The organism is Lawsonibacter faecis (assembly GCF_014287675.1).
Classification (GTDB): domain Bacteria; phylum Bacillota; class Clostridia; order Oscillospirales; family Oscillospiraceae; genus Pseudoflavonifractor; species Pseudoflavonifractor faecis.
On the sequence record NZ_JACOPQ010000002.1, the window covers coordinates 26640 to 47457 of the forward strand.

The 20818-nt window shown below is 62.4% G+C and carries 29 protein-coding genes; all 29 read right to left on the reverse strand.

Going from position 1 to position 20818, the window contains the following annotated elements; all coding sequences use genetic code 11:
- Position 1: 1 nt before the first annotated feature.
- Entirely contained in the window at positions 2–520 is a 519-nt protein-coding gene (locus H8S62_RS02265) for a stage III sporulation protein AG (protein WP_155146478.1), read from the reverse strand.
- Positions 517–1017, reverse strand: coding sequence for a stage III sporulation protein AF (locus H8S62_RS02270; protein WP_155146477.1), 501 nt, complete (start codon positions 1015–1017; stop codon positions 517–519). The genes H8S62_RS02265 and H8S62_RS02270 overlap by 4 nt, the downstream gene beginning before the upstream one ends.
- Entirely contained in the window at positions 1014–2129 is a 1116-nt protein-coding gene (locus H8S62_RS02275; protein WP_186918353.1) for a stage III sporulation protein AE, read from the reverse strand. Before H8S62_RS02275 ends, H8S62_RS02270 begins: the two co-directional genes overlap by 4 nt.
- Before the next feature lie 42 nt (positions 2130–2171).
- On the reverse strand, positions 2172–2558 hold the full coding sequence (locus H8S62_RS02280; protein WP_155146473.1) for a SpoIIIAC/SpoIIIAD family protein: 387 nt from the start codon (positions 2556–2558) through the stop codon (positions 2172–2174).
- Between the two features lie 4 nt (positions 2559–2562).
- Positions 2563–2757 carry a stage III sporulation protein AC gene (gene spoIIIAC / locus H8S62_RS02285; RefSeq protein WP_155146472.1) on the reverse strand — a complete coding sequence of 65 codons (195 nt, stop codon included), beginning with the start codon at positions 2755–2757 and terminating at the stop codon, positions 2563–2565.
- A gap of 98 nt (positions 2758–2855) precedes the next feature.
- Positions 2856–3368 carry a stage III sporulation protein AB gene (locus H8S62_RS02290; RefSeq protein ID WP_155146471.1) on the reverse strand — a complete coding sequence of 171 codons (513 nt, stop codon included), beginning with the start codon at positions 3366–3368 and terminating at the stop codon, positions 2856–2858.
- Positions 3362–4300, reverse strand: coding sequence for a stage III sporulation protein AB (locus H8S62_RS02295; RefSeq protein ID WP_155146468.1), 939 nt, complete (start codon positions 4298–4300; stop codon positions 3362–3364). Before H8S62_RS02295 ends, H8S62_RS02290 begins: the two co-directional genes overlap by 7 nt.
- Before the next feature lie 183 nt (positions 4301–4483).
- Positions 4484–5212 carry a YebC/PmpR family DNA-binding transcriptional regulator gene (locus tag H8S62_RS02300; RefSeq protein ID WP_155146466.1) on the reverse strand — a complete coding sequence of 243 codons (729 nt, stop codon included), beginning with the start codon at positions 5210–5212 and terminating at the stop codon, positions 4484–4486.
- A 77-nt stretch (positions 5213–5289) separates the two neighbouring features.
- Entirely contained in the window at positions 5290–6084 is a 795-nt protein-coding gene (locus H8S62_RS02305) for a Nif3-like dinuclear metal center hexameric protein (RefSeq protein ID WP_155146463.1), read from the reverse strand.
- Entirely contained in the window at positions 6072–6794 is a 723-nt protein-coding gene (locus H8S62_RS02310) for a tRNA (adenine(22)-N(1))-methyltransferase (RefSeq protein ID WP_341481003.1), read from the reverse strand. The genes H8S62_RS02305 and H8S62_RS02310 overlap by 13 nt, the downstream gene beginning before the upstream one ends.
- A gap of 93 nt (positions 6795–6887) precedes the next feature.
- Positions 6888–7097 carry a DUF1858 domain-containing protein gene (locus H8S62_RS02315; RefSeq protein ID WP_155146459.1) on the reverse strand — a complete coding sequence of 70 codons (210 nt, stop codon included), beginning with the start codon at positions 7095–7097 and terminating at the stop codon, positions 6888–6890.
- Positions 7098–7370: 273 nt separating this feature from the next.
- Positions 7371–7652: a zinc-ribbon domain containing protein gene (locus tag H8S62_RS02320; protein WP_155146457.1), complete on the reverse strand. Its 282-nt coding sequence runs from the start codon at positions 7650–7652 to the stop codon at positions 7371–7373.
- Between the two features lie 74 nt (positions 7653–7726).
- Complete coding sequence (locus H8S62_RS02325; protein ID WP_155146455.1) at positions 7727–8362, reverse strand: sigma-70 family RNA polymerase sigma factor; 636 nt, start codon at positions 8360–8362, stop codon at positions 7727–7729.
- 82 nt (positions 8363–8444) lie between these two features.
- Positions 8445–9794: a phosphoglucosamine mutase gene (gene glmM, locus H8S62_RS02330; protein ID WP_155146453.1), complete on the reverse strand. Its 1350-nt coding sequence runs from the start codon at positions 9792–9794 to the stop codon at positions 8445–8447.
- Positions 9795–9806: 12 nt separating this feature from the next.
- Positions 9807–10400 carry a GNAT family N-acetyltransferase gene (locus H8S62_RS02335; RefSeq protein WP_186918354.1) on the reverse strand — a complete coding sequence of 198 codons (594 nt, stop codon included), beginning with the start codon at positions 10398–10400 and terminating at the stop codon, positions 9807–9809.
- Between the two features lie 21 nt (positions 10401–10421).
- Positions 10422–11471: a Holliday junction branch migration DNA helicase RuvB gene (gene ruvB, locus H8S62_RS02340; RefSeq protein ID WP_155146449.1), complete on the reverse strand. Its 1050-nt coding sequence runs from the start codon at positions 11469–11471 to the stop codon at positions 10422–10424.
- Between the two features lie 12 nt (positions 11472–11483).
- The gene (locus tag H8S62_RS02345; RefSeq protein ID WP_173023814.1) at positions 11484–11993 is read right to left on the reverse strand and encodes a GNAT family N-acetyltransferase; all 510 of its coding nucleotides are present in this window, start codon (positions 11991–11993) and stop codon (positions 11484–11486) included.
- The gene (locus H8S62_RS02350; RefSeq protein WP_186918355.1) at positions 11983–12360 is read right to left on the reverse strand and encodes a VOC family protein; all 378 of its coding nucleotides are present in this window, start codon (positions 12358–12360) and stop codon (positions 11983–11985) included. The genes H8S62_RS02345 and H8S62_RS02350 overlap by 11 nt, the downstream gene beginning before the upstream one ends.
- Before the next feature lie 3 nt (positions 12361–12363).
- The gene (ruvA, locus tag H8S62_RS02355; RefSeq protein WP_155146445.1) at positions 12364–12969 is read right to left on the reverse strand and encodes a Holliday junction branch migration protein RuvA; all 606 of its coding nucleotides are present in this window, start codon (positions 12967–12969) and stop codon (positions 12364–12366) included.
- Positions 12970–13076: 107 nt separating this feature from the next.
- A complete protein-coding gene (gene ruvC, locus H8S62_RS02360; protein WP_186918356.1) occupies positions 13077–13610 on the reverse strand; it encodes a crossover junction endodeoxyribonuclease RuvC in 534 nt (177 codons plus the stop codon).
- A 239-nt stretch (positions 13611–13849) separates the two neighbouring features.
- On the reverse strand, positions 13850–14728 hold the full coding sequence (gene xerD / locus H8S62_RS02365) for a site-specific tyrosine recombinase XerD (protein WP_186918357.1): 879 nt from the start codon (positions 14726–14728) through the stop codon (positions 13850–13852).
- 29 nt (positions 14729–14757) lie between these two features.
- Positions 14758–15387, reverse strand: coding sequence for a stage II sporulation protein M (locus H8S62_RS02370; RefSeq protein ID WP_155146439.1), 630 nt, complete (start codon positions 15385–15387; stop codon positions 14758–14760).
- A gap of 94 nt (positions 15388–15481) precedes the next feature.
- Entirely contained in the window at positions 15482–16279 is a 798-nt protein-coding gene (gene proC, locus H8S62_RS02375) for a pyrroline-5-carboxylate reductase (RefSeq protein WP_186918358.1), read from the reverse strand.
- A 281-nt stretch (positions 16280–16560) separates the two neighbouring features.
- Positions 16561–17904, reverse strand: a complete 1344-nt coding sequence (scfB, locus tag H8S62_RS02380; RefSeq protein WP_186918359.1) for a thioether cross-link-forming SCIFF peptide maturase — start codon at positions 17902–17904, stop codon at positions 16561–16563.
- A gap of 121 nt (positions 17905–18025) precedes the next feature.
- Complete coding sequence (gene scfA, locus H8S62_RS02385) at positions 18026–18169, reverse strand: six-cysteine ranthipeptide SCIFF (RefSeq protein WP_101693063.1); 144 nt, start codon at positions 18167–18169, stop codon at positions 18026–18028.
- 72 nt (positions 18170–18241) lie between these two features.
- Complete coding sequence (locus tag H8S62_RS02390) at positions 18242–18679, reverse strand: TIGR04086 family membrane protein (protein ID WP_155146434.1); 438 nt, start codon at positions 18677–18679, stop codon at positions 18242–18244.
- A gap of 229 nt (positions 18680–18908) precedes the next feature.
- A complete protein-coding gene (gene yajC / locus H8S62_RS02395) occupies positions 18909–19211 on the reverse strand; it encodes a preprotein translocase subunit YajC (protein WP_256286280.1) in 303 nt (100 codons plus the stop codon).
- A gap of 103 nt (positions 19212–19314) precedes the next feature.
- On the reverse strand, positions 19315–20445 hold the full coding sequence (tgt, locus tag H8S62_RS02400) for a tRNA guanosine(34) transglycosylase Tgt (protein ID WP_186918360.1): 1131 nt from the start codon (positions 20443–20445) through the stop codon (positions 19315–19317).
- Between the two features lie 40 nt (positions 20446–20485).
- A complete protein-coding gene (locus H8S62_RS02405) occupies positions 20486–20740 on the reverse strand; it encodes a TfoX/Sxy family DNA transformation protein (RefSeq protein ID WP_186918361.1) in 255 nt (84 codons plus the stop codon).
- Positions 20741–20818: the final 78 nt, after the last annotated feature.

The following is a 20818-nucleotide window of genomic DNA, read 5'->3' on the forward strand; positions in this document are numbered from 1 at the left end:
TTTATTTTGATTTACAGACCGAAATTTTATCGGAGCCCAGTCCGGTGAGCGCGGAGACCGCATCGATAATCTTGAGCCGCACCGCCGCCTCTCCCCCGCCGGGACACACCACCAACGCCCCCTGATACTGGGGGTATATCTGCTGGAGGACCACCGCGTCCTCCGTTCCGGAGCCCTTGGAGACCACCACCGTGCTGGAGGTGCTCTCTTTATCCGACTGCTTGCCGTCCTGGGCCAGCACCTGGCGGGGCCCGGCCCGCACGGTGAGGACCACCGTGGCCTTCCCCGCCCCGTCCACCTGGGAGAGAGCCTCCTCCAGCTTGCGCTCCATGGCCTCCACACTGAATTCCTCTGAGGCGGCGGCTGAGGCGGCGGTGGGCGTCTTCTCCTTCTCTCCCCCGCCGCCGAAGGCCGGGAGAAGCAGCAGCACCACGCCCACAAGGATGACCAGAAACACAAATTTGTACTTATCGAAGAGCGCGCGGAGCTTCTTGCCCCAGACACTCCAATCCACTTTCATTCCACTTCCTCCCTTTCGTACGCCTGTCGCTCCGCCGGAATGGCGAGGTCGGCCTCGATCCTTCGTGTCAGCTCCCTGCGCTGGTCCTGAGTCAAGTCCCCAACGACGGTGACCTTATGGGGGATGGGGTAGTCACCCTCCTCCTCTCCCATCGCCGCCGTTACGTCCACACGGCAGTCGATACCCAGCGCTTCCGCCTTGTCCAGAATATATGCGGCTGTCTCCTCCTCTATGATACCTTTCATAAGACGGGCGTTCTCCACGCCCATATCCATGGCCGCCACCTCGGCGTCCACCCGGTAGGAGGTCAGGATGCCGGCGAAATCGTCCATATTGAGCTTCATTACGGGCTGCACAATGGCAAGAAGAAGCACCAGTCCGCCGGTAAGCCTGCCAATCTTCCGCACGGTACCCGCCGGGGCCAGGCTCTCGCACAGTGCCACAATGGCGGCGGCGCAGGTGATCCCCACCAGCCAGGACCTGATTAGTTCTATCATATCGTCACCACCGAAATTGCCGAAACCATGGAGATCAGTAAAAGCAGAGCGCTGGCCCCCGTCATGCCCAGCACCAGCCCAAAGGCCCCGCCGATACAGTCGATGAGGCCGGCCACACGCCCGCCCGAGACCGTGGCGGTGAGGGCGGCGGTGAGCTTATAGGCCAGATAGTGGATGCCAAGCTGGAGAAACGGAGCCACGCACATCCCCAGCACCGCCAGCATCCCGAAGACCCCCACCGCATTGCGCAGGATGGAGGCACCGGCCAGTACGGTCTCCGCCGCGTCGGACAGAATGCCGCCCACCACGGGCACCACGCTGGAGACGGTGAATTTGGCCGCCTTGACGGTCACCGCGTCGGTGGTCCCCGCGATGACGCCGGAGACCGTCAGGTAGCCCACGAAGATGAGCAGGACCGTGGTGAGAACCGAGGTCACCACCCATTTGAGAACCCCGCCCAGCCGCTTGAGGCCCTCGTTGCCCAGGGCGGCGTGTGCGGTGCAGGCGGCGATGTAGGCGTACACCAGAGGGATCAGCAGGCGGCTGATGAGGGTCATCAGGACGTCGGAAAAAAGCATGGTGGCCAGCTGCCGGGCCACCGCCCCGCCGGGGGAGCCGCTGGCGGCGGCGGCCGCCGTCACGGTGGGCAGGAGAACCTTGGAGAACATCTCCATATTGTCCAGCGCGTCCCGGCCCATGCCGATGAGGGAGTGCACATCGGACACCGCCACGGCGGTAATCGCCAGCGCCCCGGCTACCGCCACCACGTCCACACTGCTCTTCCCCAGGCCGTCGCAGAGCCCGTCGGCCAGGCCGCAGAGAAGGACGATGGTGAGGAGCAGAACCGCGCTGCGCACCGCCTTGCGGATGACGCCGTTTATCTGCCCGCTGCCGGTGTCCAGTATCTGCTGAATGCCCTGGTCGAGACTGAGGTCCGGGGTGAGGTCGATACCGCCGGCGTACTCCCCCGCGGCGTTCTGCAGGCCGCCCAGGTCCAGGGACTCGGACTGGGCCTCGACGACGCCCTGCGTCCCCGCCGCCCATGCCGGCGCGGCCAGGAGGAGACACAGAAGAAAAGCGCAGAGGATGCGCCGCGTTCGTTGTCGTTTCATAAGTACTCCTTTGGACGGGGCCAGAGATGATGGCCGAGCCGGCTAGAGCAGCCCCGTCACCGTGTTCAGCACGGCCTGCACAAGAGGCAGCGCCACGAAGAGGGCCGCGGCCGCTCCCGCCGTCTCCACGAAAGCGGCGATGCCGCTCTCCTTGGCGTCCCGGCAGACCTCGGCGGTCACCCGGGTTATAATGGCGATGCCCACCGTCTTAATGACCGGGGCCAGAACGGCCGGCTCCAGCCCCGCAGTTTCCGCCAGGGTGTCCAGTACGTCCCGCACGCTCCCGATGGCCCCCAGGGCGAAGGTGAGGATGAGCACGCCCGCAGCCAGGGCCAGGACCATCCCCAGCTCCTGCACGTTTTTCTTGACCACCACCGCGCAGATGGCGGCCACTATGGCCACCGCGGCGACTTTCAGGATGTCCTCCATGGCGTCACAGCCCGAAGAGGTTTTTTACCAGATCGAAGAGGTTGCTGATCTCCTGCACCACCATCATCAGCACCACCACAAGCCCGGCCAGCGTGGTCATGGTGGCCTGCTCATCCCGGCCCGAGCGGGTGAGCACCTGGTTGAGCACCGAGACCAGAATGCCGATGGCGGCAATTTTAAATATTAAATCTACGTTCATATTAACCTCCATACGCCGCTCCTATTTGCCTCCCCCTGCATTGGGAGGCGCCCGCCTGCCCGGCGGACGGAGGGGCTGCTTTCCCGGGTAAGCGCCCGCTACAGCAGAAGAATCACTAAAAAAGCGCCCGCCGTCAGCCCCAGCGCGCCGTATACCCGCCCCAGGCGGGTGCGGTCCTCCGCGGCGCGCTCCAGGCATTGGGAAAGCTGTACCCTGGTCAGCGCCAAAGCCTCCCGCTGGCCCTCACCGTCGTAGCGGCCCAGCACGCCGCCCAGTGCCCGGAATACCTCCCGCTCCTCGGCGCCCAGGTCCATGGGCACCTCGGCCAGAGCGTTTTCCCAGAGCGCGGAGAGGGGGAACTCCCCCAGCTCCTTCATTCCGTCCAGACAGCAGGCAAAAAAGCGGCTTACCGGCTCCCGGGTCCGTTCCGCCAGGGCCGAGAGCAGTTCAGGCATGGGCGTCAGCCGGAAGGTCAGCTCCCGCTCCATGACCTCCACCGCGCTTACCAGCTCCCGGAGCGCGCGCACCCGCCGCTCCAGCTGGGCGGCGGCAGAGAAGCCCAGGGCCGCCGCGCCGCCCGCCAGAAGGACGGCTCCAATCAGCTTCAGCATCTCCTGCCCTCCAATCGCGTCACGCAGTAGCTTCGCGCGCCGTTCTCCCGGCGGATGGTCACCACACGCCGGAAGATGTTCTGCTCCAGCAGGCGGCGGTAGAGGGGCCGGGACTCCAAATCGCCCAGGCTCTCGCCGTGGGCGGTGGTCAGCAGGGTGACGCCGCAGTTTGCCGCCATCTCCAGAGCGGCGCAGTCCCCCGGCGCGGTAATCTCATCCGCCGCCAGCACCTGGGGGTTCATCCCCCGCAGGAGCATCAGCAGCCCCGCCTCCTTGGGACAGCCGTCCATCACATCGGTGTGGCGGCCCACATCCAGCTGGGGGACGCCGTCGTACAGGGCGGCAAGCTCCCCCCGCTCATCGGCCACGCCCACCCGCATGGGGGGCGGGCCCGCTCCGTCGGAGACCGTACGGATGAGGTCCCGCAGGAGGGTGGTCTTGCCCCAGCCCGGCGGGGATAAGATTAAGGTACTCTTGAGCCGCCCATCCTCCAGAAGCTCGTCCAAAACCTGTCCGGCCGCACCGGGCACCGCCCGGGCCACGCGGATAGAGAGGGACGAGAGCTGGCGCAGGTTGCTCACCGCCCCGTCCTTCATCACGGCGCTGCCGCAGATGCCGATGCGGTGTCCGCCCCGGACGGTGACGAAACCGTTTCGCACCCGGTCCAGCACCGTATGGGCCGAGGCCTGGGTGGCAATCTCTATAATCTGATGAAGCTCGCTCCCGCGGACGTTCTCACCGCAGCCGGGGAGGGGCCTCTCCCCCTCCGGCCAGACTGCCGTGACGGGCTGGCCCGCCCGCAGGCGCAGCTCCTCGACGCGCCGCTGCTCTCCGTACGGCAGTGCCTCCGCCGCCCGGCGCAGCCGGGACGGCAGCAGCCCGGCGGCCTGGAGGAACCGGGGGTCCGGCTCCTGCTCCGCTCTTCCGTTCAACCCACTCAATCCATTCAACGCTCTCACGCTCCTCTTTGGTAGAAAGGTGCGGCCCGATATGTGTCTCGAACCCTACGTCCACATCCTATGAGCGCTTGTCCGGGAATATGAGTCCTTGTCCAAAAAAGAAATTGCCCCATCCGATTTCGGATGGGGCAATTTCATGAATCAGTAATTCTGTGTTCAGTCCTGTTCCCAGTTATGGTAGACTGCCTGGACGTCATCGTCCTCCTCCAGAAGGTCAATGAGCTTTTCCATGTTCTTGACGTCCTCTTCGCTCTCCAGCTTGACGTAGGTCTGGGGAACCATTTCCACCTCGGCGGAGGCGAAGACATAGCCCTTCTCTTCCAGTGCGGCCAGGACCGTGCCGAAAGCGTCCGGGGTGGTGGTAATCTCAAAGCACTCGTCGTCGGCGGTCATATCCTCCGCGCCCACATCCAGGGCGTCCATCATGACGGTGTCCTCGTCCAGGTCTTCCTTTTCAATGACGATGACGCCCTTCTGGTCGAAGGACCACGACACGCAGCCGGTGGCGCCCAGCCCTTTGCCGTACTTGTCCAGCAGATGGCGCACGGCGGGGGCGGTGCGGTTGCGGTTATCGGTGAGGGCCTCCACGATGACGGCCACGCCGGAGGGTCCGTAGCCCTCGTAGGTGACGTTCTCAAAGGCGTCGGCATTGCCGGAACCCAGGGCCTTGTCGATGGTGCGCTTGATATTGTCGTTGGGCATATTGGCCGCCTTGGCCTTGGCCACCACGGTGGCCAGACGGGAGTTGTTGGCGGGGTCGCCGCTGCCGCCCTGCTTGACCGCTACGATCATCTCGCGGGCAATTTTGGTAAAGATCTGAGAACGCTTGGCGTCCGCCGCGCCCTTGGTTTTCTGTATATTGTGCCACTTGGAATGTCCAGACATGAACCTCTTCCTCTCTTGAAAATTCGCGCTCAATAGTTTATCACAGGAAAATACATTTTTCAACCCCTACCGAGGCATCAGAGGTAGGAAAACACCTCGTGGTGGCGCCGTGAGATGTGAATTTCCACCTGGGGGAAGCCTTTTTTGAGCCAGTCGGCCAGGACGGGACACACCACGTTCTCCGTGGGGTAGTGTCCGGCGTCTATCAGGTTGAGGCCCAGGGCCAGGGCGTCCAGGAAGCCGTCGTACTTCACGTCGGAGGTGACAAAGGTATCGCAGCCCAGGGCCAGGGCGTCTCCCATCATATTGGCGCAGGCGCCGCCACCCACGGCCACCTTGTGGACCGGACGGCCCGCGTCCACAAGGCGCACGCCGCCCCCGCCCAGGCGCTCTTTTACAAAAGCGGCGAAGTCGGTGAGGCGCTTTTCCCCCTCCAGCACGCCCACGCGGCCGATGCCGTAGGCCGCGCCGCGGCCGTCCACGCCGTCCTGGTGGAGCTGGCCGACGGACCTGAGGCCCAGCCTGAGGGCGAGGGCGTCGTTGACGCCGCCGGCCACCGCGTCCAGATTGGTGTGGGCGCAGATGGCGGCAATATGGTTTTCAGCCAGGGCCAGCAGCTTCCTGCCCGTGGGGTCGCCGTCGGTGATGCTCCTGGCCGGGAAAAAGATGACCGGGTGGTGGGAGACAATGAGCTCCGCGCCCAGGTCCGCGGCCTCGGCGGCCACCTCCTCCGTGATATCCAGGGCCACCAGAATTCGCGACACAGGCGCGTCTCCCCTGCCCACGAGGAACCCCGCGTTGTCGAAGTCCATCTGGATGCTAAACGGTGCCAGCCCGTCCAGATATCGATAGATCTCTTTTACCTCTGCCATGCTTCCCACTCCTTTTTCATCGCGCTCAGGCCTGCCGCCACCCGCTCCAGATCGGCGGCGCGGGACATATCCTCCGGCTTGGTGGACCGGCGTATGCCGTCCAGGGCCCGGTCGGCCCGGTGAACAAGCCGCTCCAGATAGAGGCTTCGCAGAGGAGCGTCCATCCCCGGATACTGCCGTCCGGCCCAGCACTCTGCCGGGGACAGGGGGGGCATCTGCCCGGCTCTGACCAGAAAGGTGCAGTAGAGCGTACGCCCCTCCTGGGTGAGGACCTCGCGCTCAATGGTATAGCCGTGGCGGGAGAGCCAGCAGCGCAGAAACTCCTGGGCGGTCATGGGCTGGAGAATGAGGCGGCAGCTCCCCAGCCCCACCCAGGGCGACTCGGACAGGATATTGGCGATGGTCTCCCCTCCCATCCCGGCGATGGTGACGGTGTCCGCCTCGTGGGGCTGAACGCCTCTCAGGCCGTCGCACAGGCGAAAGGACAGCTTGTCCGATACCTCGTAGTGGGCCGCGTTCTGCCGGGCCCGGTCCAGCGGTCCCTGGCGCAGGTCGGACACCACCGCGCCGTCAATCATGCCCTGCAGAATCAGCCAGACGGGCAGATAGGCATGGTCGGTGCCCACATCGGCCAGGCGGGCGCCCTCGGGGACCAGATCCGCCACCGACTGCAGCCGGGGCGAGAGCTCATAGATGCGCAAATTGCTCACCTCGTTAAAAGTCAGTCAAGCGCGGTAGCCGCGCCCTTACGGAATACAAAAAGAGGACGGCCGGGGCCGCCCTCTTTTTAGTGGTGTGGCTGTTTACTTCGCGGCCCCGGCGGTGACCTTGTTGAGCTCGGTCAGCAGGGCGTCCACGTCCACGCCGTGCACCATGCAGGCCTGCTCCACGGTCTCGCCCCGGGAAGAGGGGCAGCCCAGGCAGTGCATGCCGATGGACAGGAACAGGGGCGCGGTCTCCGGCGCGATATCGAGAATATCGCCGATAATGGTATCCTTGGTAATCTGAGCCATGGTAGTACCTCCGTAAAACTCTAGGATATGAGTAGTATATCCCAACTTGTCCTATATTGCAAGATGAAGATGATTCCCAGGGGAAACTTTTGCACCGCGCCTCCCCTGCGCTGTCAGGGTGCTGGAAAAGGGCTTGCATATCTCTAGAACCACGATAAAAGATTTTATCAGTCCGCAGACTTTGCGCGCCTGACCGGTTTGTGGGCCGGCGGAAAAAGTAAAACGCCCGGAGCACCATCGATGCTCCGGGCGTTGACGCTCCAGAATTGGAACTTACTGCTGCTCCTCGCGCATACGGGCGAAGCACTCGCTGCAGTAGACGGGACGGTCGGACTTGGGCTCGAAGGGAACCTTCGCCTCGCCGCCGCAGGCAGCGCAGGTGGCGGTGAAGTACTCACGGGGGCCGCGGGCAGCGTTCTTGCGGGCGTCGCGGCAGGTCTTGCAGCGCTGGGGCTCGTTCTGGAAACCGCGCTCAGCGTAGAACTCCTGCTCACCGGCGGTGAACACGAACTCCTGGCCGCATTCCTTACATACGAGTGTCTTGTCTTCGAACATAATGATACCCTCTCTTTGACTCTTGCCCAGGTCCCGGAAGAATCCGACATTGCTGGGTCATGTAATATTTGCGCTCAGCTTTCGCTGATATCGCCAGATTGGAAGTGCTGTGCCAACTTGCGCCTGATGCGCTGGACAGCGTTGTCCACCGATTTCGGGGACCTCATTACCTCGGCTGCAATTTCAGAATAGGACGATCCGTTCAAATACAACCCAAGTACCTTCGCTTCGAAACCGGACAATTGGCCCTTGAGCACACCCAGTCGTTCCCGGAACTCCTCACGGCCAATCATAATGGCCTCGGGGTCCTCCTGGCGCTGCTGGGGCGTGCCGTAAGCATAGTGGTCGGCGCTCCCGTCAAAAAGGGGGGTTTCGAAAGAGACATAGTTGTTCAGCGGAGTGTGCTTATCTCTGGATGCCGCTTTGATAGCGGAAATGAGCCGGTTCTTGATACAGACCTCTGCGTAGGTCCGAAAGGACGCCTCCTTGGCCGGGTCATAGACCCTGATGGCGCTGAGCAGTCCTACCATGCCCTCCTGGATGAGATCCTCACTGTCCCCACCCGCTAAAAAATAGGGACGGGCACAAATACGCACCAGGCGGTTATATCGCATCACAAGAGCTTCTTCTGCGATGCGGTCGCCTGATGCGGCTTGCAAACACAGGGCTTCATCCGTGAGCTCACTTCTCGGTTGAGAGTTTGGTTTCATTCCAAATCTCCTTGTATATTAAAGCAGAAGAATGGAGAAATGTCAATAGTTTATGCAGATTATTTTAACCAGTCACATAAAATCACAGTAATTTTATCAATTCTGCCAATTCGTTGGCACAATTAGCCGCGGTATGCTCCTCCCTGGCCTCCACCATGACCCGGATAAGGGCCTCGGTGCCGGACGGGCGGACCAGAATACGCCCATCGCCGTTGAGCGCGGCCTCCCGCTCCGCCACGGCGGCCTTCAGCCGCTCAGAGGCCATGATGGCGGTCTTCTTCTCCTTGTCCGCCACCGGGACGTTCACCAGCACCTGGGGATAGCGCCTGCAGTCCCCGGTGAGCTGGGACGCCTTCTTTCCGGACTTGTGGAGCAGGTTCAGGAGCTGGAGCGCGGTGAGCTGGCCGTCGCCGGTGGTGGCGAAGCGGCGGAAAATCATATGCCCGGACTGCTCACCGCCCAGGACATAGCCCTGCTCCTCCATCTTCTCCAGCACGTTTCGGTCTCCAACGTCGGTGCAGAGGAGCTGCAGGCCGTTCTCCCTGCAGAACACATGGAGGCCCAGGTTGCTCATCACGGTGGCGACCACTGCATCGCCCGGCAGCTCGCCGCGGTTTTTGAGGTCCCGGCCGCAGACCGCCATGATCTGGTCGCCGTCAATATCCGCCCCCAGCTCGTCGCAGGCCAGGCAGCGGTCGGCGTCCCCGTCGAAGGCCAGCCCCAAGTCATATCCGCCCGCCTTCACCATGGTGCAGAGACTGTCCAGATGGGTGGAGCCGCAGCCGGCGTTGATGTTCACGCCGTCCGGGTCGGCGTTGATGATGTCGGTATGGAGCTTGGGAAAGCGGTCGAACAGCCGGGCGGCGGTGGCGGAGGAGGCGCCGTTGGCGCAGTCCACCAGAATCCGCAGGCCGGAGAGGTCGGCGTCCACCGTGGAGGCCAGATGGTCGATGTAGTCATCCCGCTCCCTCTCGTCGGCATAGATGACCTGGCCCAGGTCGCCGTGGGTCTTGAGAGGCACCTCAACATGGCCCAGGATAATCTCCTCAATCTCCTCCTCCAGCGCGTCGGAGAGCTTGAAGCCCCGACCGTCGAAGATTTTGATGCCGTTGTGCTCAAAGGGATTGTGGGATGCGGAGATAACGATGCCTGCGTCCGCCCCCCGGTCCACGGTAATCCACGCCACGCCGGGAGTGGGGATGACGCCCAGGTGGAGCACATCGGCCCCGGCGGAGCAGAGGCCGGCGATCAGCGCCCCCTCAAGGAGATCCGAGGAAATGCGGGTGTCCTTGCCGATGGTCACCAGAGGCTTGCCGTGTTTCTCCCGCGCCAGCACCTGGGCGGCGGCAAGCCCCACCTGATAGGCCAGGGCAGCGTCCAGCCCGGCGTTTACCACGCCGCGGATGCCGTCGGTACCAAATAATTTACCCATATCGTAAGCTCCTTACTGATGATAGAATTTTTCCAGATTCAGCCGAAAGGTCAGGCCGTCATACACCCCGCCGCGCACCGTACGGAATCCCGGCTTGCGCAGGTACTCTTCAAACCCCAGCTTTTCCGCCAGGCCGAGCATGCTCAAGTTACCGGACCAGGTCTGCGTGTAGATCTCGGAGAGCCCCGACTCCAGAAGGCATTGGAGATAAAGCGTCAGCGCGGCTGCGGCATAGCCCTTTCTTCGCATGCTTCGGGGCGGCACGCAGATGCCGACGGCATACCGGTCTCCACGGTCGGAAATACAGCATTCTTCATCTATGGTATACGCGCTGCACCAGCCGATATGTGTCTGGGCGGGATGGTTGATACAGATCTCCAGCCCCATCGGAAAGCCGTCCTCCGGCTCCTCCTCCGCCAGCCGCGCAAGCAGGCGCCGCTCCAGCGCCGCCGCTTTTTCCGCCCGTTCTCCGCCCGTCCTGCCCTCGTATTCCCAGGGGCCGTCCCACAACTGCCACTCGGTCTCCTCGGTCTCCCAGCGGAGCCGGTCGGCGATGTCGGCCCGCTCCAGGGGCCGCAGTATAATCTTATCATTGCTGTATTTCAACGGCGCGCTTCCTCTCCCCCGTCAAAGCTCCATCTGCTCCTGTCCGAAACAGGCGATGCCAAGGTGCTCATAGGCCCTCCTGGTGACGCAGCGGCCCCGGGGCGTCCGGGTGAGGAAGCCCATCTGCATGAGGTAGGGCTCATAGACGTCCTCCAGTGTTACGGACTCCTCGTTGATAGTGGCGGCCAGGGTCTCCAGTCCCACCGGGCCGCCGGCGTAGTTCTCGATGATGCTGGTCAGCATCCGGCGGTCCACGCTGTCCAGACCGAGATAATCCACCTCAAGGGCGGAGAGAGCCTCGTCGGCCACGCTGCGGGTGATGACGCCCCCCGCCCGCACCTGAGCGAAATCCCGGACCCGGCGGAGCATCCGGTTTGCGATTCGGGGCGTGCCCCGGGAGCGGCGGGCGATCTCAAAGGCCCCGTCTCCCTCTATCGGCACATTCAGAATGCCCGCGCTGCGGGTGACGATCAGAGAGAGCTCTTCCGGGGTATACAGCTCCAGCCGGAGCGTCACGCCGAAGCGGTCACGCAGGGGCGCGGAGAGCTGGCCCGCCCGGGTGGTGGCGCCGATCAAGGTGAATTTGGGCAGGTCCAGGCGGATGGAGTTGGCGGAGGGGCCTTTCCCGATAATGATATCGATGGCGTAGTCCTCCATGGCGGGGTACAATATCTCCTCCACCTGGCGGTTGAGCCGGTGGATCTCATCCACAAAGAGGATGTCGTTTTCCGCCAGGTTGGTCAGCAGGGCGGCCAGGTCTCCCGGCTTCTCGATGGCGGGGCCGGAGGTGATGCGGATATTGACCCCCATCTCATTGGCAATGATGCCGGAGAGGGTCGTCTTGCCCAGTCCCGGGGGGCCGTGAAGCAGGACGTGGTCCAGCGGTTCATTCCGCATTTTCGCCGCCTGGATAAAGACCTCCAGATTGCTCTTGGCCTTCTCCTGTCCGATATACTCGCCGAGGGTTTTAGGCCGCAGGGAGTACTCCCCCTCATCCTCCCGCAGCAGAGAGGTGGCGACCAGCGGCTCCTCGGTCTCAAAGCCGCCGTCGTTGGAAAAATCGATGCTCAAATGCTCACATCCTTACTCACTTCTGCCGCGGGAGGCAGCCTTCCACCACAGGGTCTCCCCCTGCCTGTACCGGGCGTATCCGCAGCGCTCCAGAATCCGCTGAGAGGCGAGGTTGTACCGCTCGGTCTCGGCGGTGACGGCGCGCACACCCGGCTGTTTCAGCGCCCAGGCCGTCATGGCGCGGACCGCCTCGGTCATATATCCGTTGTGCTCAAAGCCAGGGGCCAGGCCGTAGCCAATCTCCACCTCTCCCCCGCCGTCCGGCGGTCTCTTAAAGTCCGCCGAACCGACCACGCTGCGGTCGCTCTTGCGGATAAGCAGCCAAAAAGTGCCCCAGAGATAGTCTGCCGGATGGGCGGAGATGAGCGCGCACTGCCCGGCCACAACGCTCCGGAAGCCGTCCTTCAGGGGCTCCCCCCGATAGGAGCAGCTCAGCTCCCGCTCCAGCGCCGGGAGGTTCTCCAGCCAGAGCTTCAGCTGCTCCGCCGTCAGGGGAATCAGTTCCAGGCGTTCAGTCTCCACGCGACGCTTCCTCTCCGGCGCCGATGGGCGCTGTCAGTTCGATACGGTTGCTCTCGCTGTCCTCAAACTCGCTCACCCACTTGCCTCTGATCTTCGTAATGGGAAACACCACTTTCTTGCCCTCCAACTTACACTTAAGCATCCCAAGGCTCTCCACCTCCACACTGGGCAGGCAGTTCGATCCAAAGCCGTGCGTCTCGCCCTGCACCCGGTAGGCGAAAAGCCCCAGACGGAATCCGGCGATATCAAACACGCTGTAAACGGGGTCCCGCTCAGCGACGGGGTGTTCAAAAAACGCCTCGTAGAAGCGGATTGCCCGGTCCATATCCTCCACGCACAGATACAGCGAGCGTAAATGGCAGTTCATCATCTACTTCACCATTCTCTTGAGCGCATGGCGGATAATCTCCTCCAGCTCCAGGCTCTCCACGTCCACGCCCTTGAGAGCCACAGCCACCTCAGCTTGGCTGTAGCCCAGGACGGCCAGAGCCGCCGCGGCCTCGCTGGCCTTGTTCTGGGGGATGACGGTGACGCCGGTACCGCCGTAGCTCTCGCCGCCGGAGGCGGAAATCTGGCCTTTGGCCAGCTTGTCTTTCAGCTCCAGAATGATGCGCTGGGCAATCTTCTTGCCGATGCCCTGGGCCACGGTGAGGGATTTCTCATCCCCGGTGATGATGCTCATGGCCAGTCCCTCCGGCGTGGTGGCGGATAGGATGGACAGCGCCGCCTTGGGCCCCACGCCCGATACGCCGATGAGGAGCCGGAAGCAGTTGAGTTCGTTCTCGGTGGCGAAGCCGTAGAGCTCCATGACGTCCTCGCGGACATTGAGGTGGGTGAACAGCTTGGCGGTCTCACCCTTTTTCAGATAGGAGAGGGTGTTGTTGGTGGTGTGGCAGGCGTAGCCCACACCGCCGCAGTCGATGACCGCCAGATAGGGGGCCACATGGGCCACGGGGCCCTTCACGTAGTAAAACAAAAAATGCACTCCCTTATTACTATGAAAGAAACGTAAAAAGGAGAGGGGACAGATACCGGCCCTGCCAGGGTCAAAGTCTTGTAAGGCAAGTCCCTCTTCTTTTTTTATTAATCTTGTCTGACCTTGTATCGCCCGCTGCCGGGACGGGCGGCCTCCAGGCCGGGCAGTCGCGAGGTATAGGTCCGGGCGTGGCAGAGGGCGATGGCCACCGCGTCGGCCGCATCGTCGGGCTTGGGGACGGCCTTCAGGCTCAACAGCCGCTTGGTCATGTCCATGACCTGCCTTTTCTCCGCCTTGCCGTACCCCACCACCGCAAGCTTCACCTCGGAGGGCGAGTACTCATAGATGGGCACGCCAAAGCGCTCGGCGGCCACCAGAATAACGCCCCGGGCCTGGGCCACGCCGATGCCGGTGGTCACATTGTTATTGAAAAAAAGCTCCTCCACCGCCATGGCGTCCGGCTTGAACTGGAGCATCAGGGTCTCCATATCGTCGGCAATCTGCCGCAGGCGGGTGGGCAGCGGCAGCCCCGCCGGGGTGGTGACAGCCCCGCACTGGAGCAGCGCCTGCCGCCCGTTTTCGGAGCGGATTACCCCGAAGCCCACAATGGCAAAGCCGGGGTCGATTCCTAAAATGACCATAGCATCCTCCCGATGTACATACGTTAGTTATTTTACCACGGGCACGTGGGGGGCGCAAGGCGGAATTCGGCGGACGGACGGTAATTTGCGGCGGCGCTTCCGGGCTCGGCCGCAAAAGACGATTACGGCGTGTATGGCATGGTGCGCGAAAAAGGAAGCGGGCGGAGCGCATTTGCGCTCCGCCCGCTTCTTCTTATCAGAAGGAGGATATTAAAATCGTCTGCCGATTTCAATCCATCTTATGCCCTGGGGTGGGCTTTGTTGTATACGTCCTTCAGCTTTTGGTTCACCAGCTGGGCGTAAATCTGTGTGGAGGAGATGTCGGCATGGCCCAGCATCTCCTGAATGGAGCGCAGGTCTGCGCCGTTCTCCAGCAGATGGGCGGCGAAGGAGTGGCGCAGGGTATGGGGGGTGATATCCTTGTGAATGCCCGCCTTCTCCTGGTAGTGCTTGATAATCTTCCAAAACCCCTGGCGGCTCATGCGCTCCCCGCTCATATTGACGAAAAGGGCGTTCTCATCCGGACGCTCCAGCATCCTGGGCCGGACCTGGCTCACGTACTCGGCAAGCGCCCGCACGGCTGCGGGATACAGGGGGATAATGCGCTCCTTGTTCCGGCCCACACAGCGGATAAACCCGGCGGAGAGATTGAGATGCTCCATATTAAGGCCGATGAGCTCCGAGACCCGGATACCGGTGGCGTACAGCAGCTCCAGCATGGCCTTATCCCGGCAGCCCTTTGCATCGCTGGTGTCGGGCTGCTCCAGGAAGAGATCCACTTCCTTGCTGGTGAGAATCTGGGGCAGCTTGCGCTCCACCTTGGCGGGGGCGATGCCCCTGGCGGGGTTCTCCGCGACCACCCTTGCGCCCATGAGAAAACTGTAGAAGGATTTCATGGAGGCCAGGCTCCGGGTGACGGTGGCGACCGACTTGCCCTTGCCGGTGAGGTACTTCACGTAGCGCTCAATGTCCTCCTGCTCCGCCTGATCGGCCGTCAGGCCCTCCCCCTCCAGCCAGTACAGGTACTGGCCGATGTCCCGCAGATAGGAGCTGAGCGTGTTGGCGGACGCCTTTTTTTCAGTTGTCAGGTAGGTCTCATACGCTTTCAGATAGTCCATACCCCGCTGGTCTCCATCCTATGTACAGATTATGCCGGCAAAAGACCCGCCATCCCGGCGACCAGCGCCGGCACAGCCAGATATTCCAGCAATATACACACACAAAACGCCCCGGCGCACACACCGCAGCGCAGAAAGTAAGCCCTGCCGAAAGGGGAACTCCGCCTGCCCTCTCCCAACACCCGGCCTGCCAGGCTCCTGGCAGCCACCAGGCCCTGTACGCCCAACACAAAGAGCGCCGGAACAGCCGCCAGCCCGGACACGCCGAACACCAGAAACGCCAACAGCGCTCCCGCCCCGCTGAAGCTGCGGACGAAGGAGGAGATGGCGAAGGAGAGCAAAAATCCCCGAACGGAAAAGAGGATGGGGATACCGATAAGGCCCAGGGCGGTAAAGCCCAGCACCACGGTAAAGAGGGGCCAGCGCAGGACCTCCCACAGCAGCGGGAGCAGCGCCGGGGACGAGGTCTCCCCCGCCCTGGCTGCGTCCAGGAACCCCTGTACATAGGCGGTCAGGCTGTCGTTTCCGCCGCCGCCCACATTGGCGGCCAGCACACAGCCGGCCACGCCGCCCAGAAAAAAGCATACCGCCGTCACCGCCAGGGCGGGGGTTACCCCCTCCAGCGGTACGTCCCAAATACCCGCGACTGTTCTGCGCATCGGCCGTCACCTCCCGGACAAACGTGTCCAGAAGAGCATATGCGGACGGGCCTGAAAATAGAAGCGGCCCGGAGCGGATAAGCTGACTGGGATATTATCTGCCCAGCTCTTTGGAGCGCTTCACACAGCGCTCCTCCGCCTGGGAGATCATCTCTTCAAAGTGATAGTCGTCAAAGGCGGTCAGCCCCGCAAGGGTGGTGCCGCCGGGTGAACAGACCTGGCGCGTGAGCTCCGCAGCGGTCCTGCCGCTCTCCAGGAGCATACGGGCCGCCCCCTCCATGGTCAGGGCGGTCATGCGCAGGGCCGTCTCGCTGTCCAGCCCCTGCTCCCCCGCGGCCGTCACCATGGCGCCGGCCATGCGGAAAAAGAACGCGGGCGAGGAGCCCGCCACGCCGATGACGGCGTCCAGAAGGGACTCGGGCACCACAAAGACCTCTCCGGCGGCGGAAAAAACCTCCACCACCGCGTCAAAAAAGTCCCCGGGCACACCGGAGGCCTCGGCCACGGCGGTACAGCCCTTGCCCACCAGCAGCGGGGTATTGGGCATGGCGCGGACCACATGGGCTCCGGGCAGAATTCCGCTCAGGTAGGCCACGGAGTAGCCGGGCGAGATGGAGACCACGCACTTCCCCGCCAGCTCACCGGCGATCTGAGGCAGCACTTCGGCGAACATCTGGGGCTTCACGCCCAGAATCACGAGGTCGGCCTCCCGGGCCGCCGCAGCATTGTCGGTGGTGGTGCGGACGCCGCGCTCCTTGAGCCACGCCAGCTTCCCCTCATGGCGGTTGGAGACAATCATCTGCTCAGGGTCGCAGAGACCGGAGGCCAGGACGCCGCCCAGTATGGCGCCCGACATATTGCCGGCGCCGATTAGACCAAGCGTGTACTTCATTGCGTCCGCCCCCCTAGATGCCCGTGAAGATAGTAACATATAATATAGCCCCAGCGGCGAATGAACGCAAGGAATCCAGTGTAAAAAAATCATTTTTGTCTATTATGCCCAATACTTATGTAAACTTTATTATGTCAACCACGTCATTTAAAGGCAGGGCGCCGCAAAATGCGGCGCCCTGCACTCTTCAATATATAGTGTTTGGCCCTCTCACACGGCCCAAATGTACGTATTTATACTGCGCCAAGCGATTACGAATTGTATAATTACAATCCGTATACTCACTCGGCCATCCCCGCGGCGATAGCCCTCAGGGCGATGGCGCACTCCAGCCGTTTGCGCTCCAGCTCGCAGCCCACATGGTGCGGTTTTTTTATGTCACCGTTGACAAGCAGGTTGGACGCGCTGCAACCGCCGGAGCAGTAAAAACGCGCCCAGCAGTCCCTGCACGCCTCCCTGGTGTAGATGTTCAGGCCGGAGAATTTGGAGGAGATGCCCATATCAAAAGAGCCGTCATGGACGCTGCCGAGCCTGTAGTCCTCGTTGCCTACAAACTGGTGACAGGGATAGATATCCCCTTCCGGGGTGATGGCCACGTACTCGCAGCCCGCCCCGCAGCCCCGCAGCCGCTTGATGACGCAGGGACCCTGGGCCAGGTCCACGTTAAAGTGGAAGAAGTTCACCTCGGGGTGCTCCCGCAGCTCCTCGGCCAGCTTCTCGTACTCGGCCAGAATGGAGGGGATGTCCCCGTCCCTGAGGGCGTAGGGGTCCTCGGGACCGCCTACCACCGGCTCCACGGAGACGTTCTTGAAGCCCAGGGAGGCAATGTGCATCACGTCGGCGGCGAAGTCCAGGTTGTCGTGGGTGAAGGTGCCGCGGAGATAGTAGTCCTTGGTTCCCCGGCCCGCCACCAGCTTCTGAAACTTGGGGACAATGGTATCGTAGCTCCCCTTGCCCGCCACGTTGGGCCGCATCCTATCGTTGACCTCGGGCCGGCCGTCCATGGAGAGGACGGCGTTGGACATCTCGGCGTTGATGTACTCGATGTTCTCGTCGTTCAGGAGAACGCCGTTGGTTGTGATGGTAAAGCGAAAACACTTGCCATGCTCTTCCTCGATGGAGCGTGCGTAGGCCACGGTTTTCTTCACGGTCTCCATCGCCATCAGCGGCTCGCCGCCGAAGAAGTCCACCTCGATATTCCGCCGTCTGCCGGAGCGCGCGATGACGAAGTCGACGGCCTTTTTGGCGGTCTCGAAGTCCATGGTCATCCGGTGTCCGGTGCCGAAATCGCCGGTGGAGGCGAAGCAGTACTTGCAGCGCAGGTTGCAGTCGTGGGAGACGTGGAGGCACAGGGCCTTGATGGGGGCCTCCTTCTGCATGGCGACGGCGGCGGCGGGGTCGATGTAGTCGTCCTCCACGAAGAGGAGGCCCTGGTCGAAGAGCTCCTTAAGCTCCTCCCAGCCCTCGCCGACGCCGTCGGGCCTGCGGGAGAAGTCGGGCTTCTGACCTTCCAGGGCAAGGAGCCGGTTCAGTGTGTCAAAGGCGGTCTTGTCCAGCACGTGGACCGCGCCGCTGTTTACGTCCACGGCCACGTTCACGCCGAGGGCGGTAAAGGTATGTACCATAATTGAGATGTTCCTTTCTATTCGGACACGACGAGCCGTGTCCGTCCTGTCACGCTGCGGCGACTCCGCGCTTCGCAATAGAAAAGGGTGGGTTTTCACCCACCCTTCCCCTGTTTGCATCTTACTTGTTGTTCTCGCACTTCTGGTTGGCGACAGTGCAAGAGGTCTTACAAGCGGACTGGCAGGAGGTCTGGCACTCGCCGCAGCCGCCGTGGGCGGCGCTGTTCTTCAGAGTAGCGCCGTTGAGCGTCTTGATATGCTTCATCTGTATATCCCCTCCTATATGTAGGATTTGGAGGTATTATAGCACATTGCAGCGTCCATTTCAATCTCTTTTTCAGCGCCCGCGCCGTTTGCCGCCGGAGGCGCGTTTTTTCTTTCCCGGCTTTCCGCCCAGGATGCCCGCCGCCGCGCCGCCGCACAGGGCGCCGCAGAGCAGGCCCAGTCCGCCCTCCTCGGGCGCCGCCGTGTCGTAGAACAGAATTCCCACCGTCAGCAGGAACAGGAAGAGCACCGCCCCCGCCAGGAGCCCCACGATAAGCGCCCGGGAACCGCAGCGCTTCACCGCAGTCATACCGCCGATGAAGCCGCCCAGCACACAGCCCACGATGGTAAGCTGGTACATCAGCTCCTCCCCCAGCAGCCCCCGCGAGATGCCCACCGAGGCCGCCAGCAGGAACAGGAAGCAGGTAAAGAGGGCTACCGCGCCGCCCAGCAGGACGCCCAGTACATAGCGGACCAGCTTCGCCCCCTGGTCCTCCTCGTTCTTTCGCATGAAAACAACCTCCCTATGACGTCGTTTCGTCTCTCTGGTGTATCTTATGCCCAAGCGGCGGCGCTCATGTCAGGTTTTTGGACTTCCCTTGCATCGGCGGAGCCGGCGGTCGCGGGGCGGCCTCAGGGCAGCGACCCGCCCCCGGCTCCGGTAAAGCCGGGTCCTGCGCCTTTTATGGCGCAAAAAAGGCCAGCCCTTTAACAAGGCTGGCCTTTTTGAAAGAGACGATTTACTTCTTGTCTTCCTTCTCAGGAGCGGCGTCCTGGGTGGTCTGGGTGCCCTTGGTAGACACGGCCCACTTGGCAAACTCCACACGGACGCGGTCGGCGCTGGTCTCGATGACGATGGTGTCCTCCTTGACCGCACAGATGATGCCCACGATGCCGCCGATGGTCGTGATCTGATCGCCCACGCTCAGGCTTTCGCGCATCTGAGCCATGGCCTTCTTCTTCTTGTTCTCCGGCCGGATCAGCAGGAAATAGAAGATACCGATCATGACAGCGAACATTAAGACTGTGGAAATGATGTCCAAGTAAATTACCTCCGATACATTTTCAAACTGGTTTGACAGCGTGATAAATATTATACAGGCTTGTCCCCATTTTTACAAGTAGTTTTGGGAAATCTCTGAAAAATCAGAGTTTTCTGGCCAGTTTGGTGGAATACTCCGCCCGAAACACCTCAAACGTTCCGTTTTCCAGAGAAGCACGGATTCGCTCCATCAGCTCGTTGTAGAAATGCAGGTTGTGGAGGACGGCCAGGCGCATGGCCAGCATCTCCCCCGCCGCAAACAGATGCCGCAGATAGGCCCGGGAGAAGGAGCGGCAGGCGGGGCAGCCGCAGGTGGGATCGACGGGCGACTCGTCCAGCTTGTACTTTTCGTTTTTAATGTTGATGGCGCCCTCCCAGGTGTAGAGCTTCCCGTGGCGGGCGTTCCGGGCGGGCATCACGCAGTCGAAGAAGTCCACGCCTCTGGCGACGCCCTCGATGATGTTGGACGGCGTTCCCACGCCCATGAGGTAGCGGGGCTTGTCCGCCGGCATATGGGGCTCCACTGCGTCAATGATATCGTACATCGTCTGGGTGGGCTCCCCCACCGCCAGCCCGCCGATGGCGTAGCCGTCGCAGGGCAGCTTGGCGATCTCCTGCATATGCCAGACCCGCAGCTCGGGATAGACGCCGCCCTGATTGATGCCGAAGAGCTGCTGGCCGGGATTCACCGTGCCCGGCAGGCTGTTGAGGCGCTGGTGCTCAGTGATGCACCGCTCCAGCCAGCGGTAGGTCCGCTCGCAGGAGGGCTTGACGTACTCCCGGGTGGAGGGGTTCTCCACACACTCGTCAAAGGCCATCGCGATGTCGCTGCCCAGGTTGGACTGAATGCGCATACTCTCCTCCGGCCCCATGAAGACCCGGCGGCCGTCGATATGGGAGGCGAATGTGACGCCCTCCTCCGTGATCTTCCGCAGGCCGGACAGGGAAAAGACCTGAAATCCGCCCGAGTCGGTAAGGATGGGTCCGTCCCAGTCCATGAATTTGTGGAGGCCGCCCATGGCTCTCACCACATCGTCGCCGGGGCGCAGATGGAGATGATAGGTGTTGCTCAGCTCCACCTGGCAGCCAATCTCCTTCAGATCATGGGCGGAGACCGCCCCCTTGATGGCCCCCTGGGTGCCCACGTTCATGAAGACTGGGGTCTGGACCGTGCCGTGGGCGCAGGTAAAAACGCCGCGCCGGGCGCGGCCTTCGATTTTGACTACTTCAAACACAGAAAAACTCCTATCGTCTGATTTGGGATAACGCAGACGCCTATTGCTTTTGGAAAAACTCCCTCAGCTCCGCTTTCTTCTCAGGGGAGAGCAGCTTCTTGGGAATTCCCTCCACAGCGCCCTCCAGGGCCTCCAGCTGGTGCAGGCAGGCCCCCGCGTCCACCGACGCGCGGATGCGGAGCAGGGCCTCCCGCGCACCCATGGCGCGCAGCTGCTCCGGCGTCTCCACACCGATTCTGCGCAGGTTTTCCGCCAGGACGGGACCAATGTTGGGCAAGCGGGTCAGTTCGTTCATGCGGCGTCCCCTCTTTCGGCTTTATTGCATGGTTTAGGGTGTATCTGAAACGTCAGGGTGTTGTGGATTTCAAGGAAA

Excerpts from the sequence above, each read along its gene's own strand:
- H8S62_RS02370 (WP_155146439.1), bottom strand. The coding sequence starts at position 15,387 with ATGCGCAGAACAGTCGCGGGTATTTGGGACGTACCGCTGGAGGGGGTA.
- glmM (WP_155146453.1), bottom strand. The coding sequence starts at position 9,794 with ATGGGTAAATTATTTGGTACCGACGGCATCCGCGGCGTGGTAAACGCC.
- H8S62_RS02390 (WP_155146434.1), bottom strand. The coding sequence starts at position 18,679 with ATGCGAAAGAACGAGGAGGACCAGGGGGCGAAGCTGGTCCGCTATGTA.
- spoIIIAC (WP_155146472.1), bottom strand. The coding sequence starts at position 2,757 with ATGAACGTAGATTTAATATTTAAAATTGCCGCCATCGGCATTCTGGTC.
- H8S62_RS02405 (WP_186918361.1), bottom strand. The coding sequence starts at position 20,740 with ATGAACGAACTGACCCGCTTGCCCAACATTGGTCCCGTCCTGGCGGAA.
- H8S62_RS02270 (WP_155146477.1), bottom strand. The coding sequence starts at position 1,017 with ATGATAGAACTAATCAGGTCCTGGCTGGTGGGGATCACCTGCGCCGCC.
- proC (WP_186918358.1), bottom strand. The coding sequence starts at position 16,279 with ATGAAGTACACGCTTGGTCTAATCGGCGCCGGCAATATGTCGGGCGCC.
- H8S62_RS02350 (WP_186918355.1), bottom strand. The coding sequence starts at position 12,360 with ATGAACTGCCATTTACGCTCGCTGTATCTGTGCGTGGAGGATATGGAC.
- scfA (WP_101693063.1), bottom strand. The coding sequence starts at position 18,169 with ATGAAGCATATCAAGACGCTCAACGGCGCTACTCTGAAGAACAGCGCC.
- H8S62_RS02305 (WP_155146463.1), bottom strand. The coding sequence starts at position 6,084 with ATGGCAGAGGTAAAAGAGATCTATCGATATCTGGACGGGCTGGCACCG.
- H8S62_RS02265 (WP_155146478.1), bottom strand. The coding sequence starts at position 520 with ATGAAAGTGGATTGGAGTGTCTGGGGCAAGAAGCTCCGCGCGCTCTTC.
- scfB (WP_186918359.1), bottom strand. The coding sequence starts at position 17,904 with ATGGTACATACCTTTACCGCCCTCGGCGTGAACGTGGCCGTGGACGTA.
- H8S62_RS02290 (WP_155146471.1), bottom strand. The coding sequence starts at position 3,368 with ATGCTGAAGCTGATTGGAGCCGTCCTTCTGGCGGGCGGCGCGGCGGCC.
- H8S62_RS02275 (WP_186918353.1), bottom strand. The coding sequence starts at position 2,129 with ATGAAACGACAACGAACGCGGCGCATCCTCTGCGCTTTTCTTCTGTGT.
- H8S62_RS02300 (WP_155146466.1), bottom strand. The coding sequence starts at position 5,212 with ATGTCTGGACATTCCAAGTGGCACAATATACAGAAAACCAAGGGCGCG.
- ruvC (WP_186918356.1), bottom strand. The coding sequence starts at position 13,610 with ATGGTCATTTTAGGAATCGACCCCGGCTTTGCCATTGTGGGCTTCGGG.
- H8S62_RS02320 (WP_155146457.1), bottom strand. The coding sequence starts at position 7,652 with ATGTTCGAAGACAAGACACTCGTATGTAAGGAATGCGGCCAGGAGTTC.
- xerD (WP_186918357.1), bottom strand. The coding sequence starts at position 14,728 with ATGGACTATCTGAAAGCGTATGAGACCTACCTGACAACTGAAAAAAAG.
- H8S62_RS02315 (WP_155146459.1), bottom strand. The coding sequence starts at position 7,097 with ATGGCTCAGATTACCAAGGATACCATTATCGGCGATATTCTCGATATC.
- H8S62_RS02280 (WP_155146473.1), bottom strand. The coding sequence starts at position 2,558 with ATGGAGGACATCCTGAAAGTCGCCGCGGTGGCCATAGTGGCCGCCATC.
- H8S62_RS02325 (WP_155146455.1), bottom strand. The coding sequence starts at position 8,362 with ATGAAACCAAACTCTCAACCGAGAAGTGAGCTCACGGATGAAGCCCTG.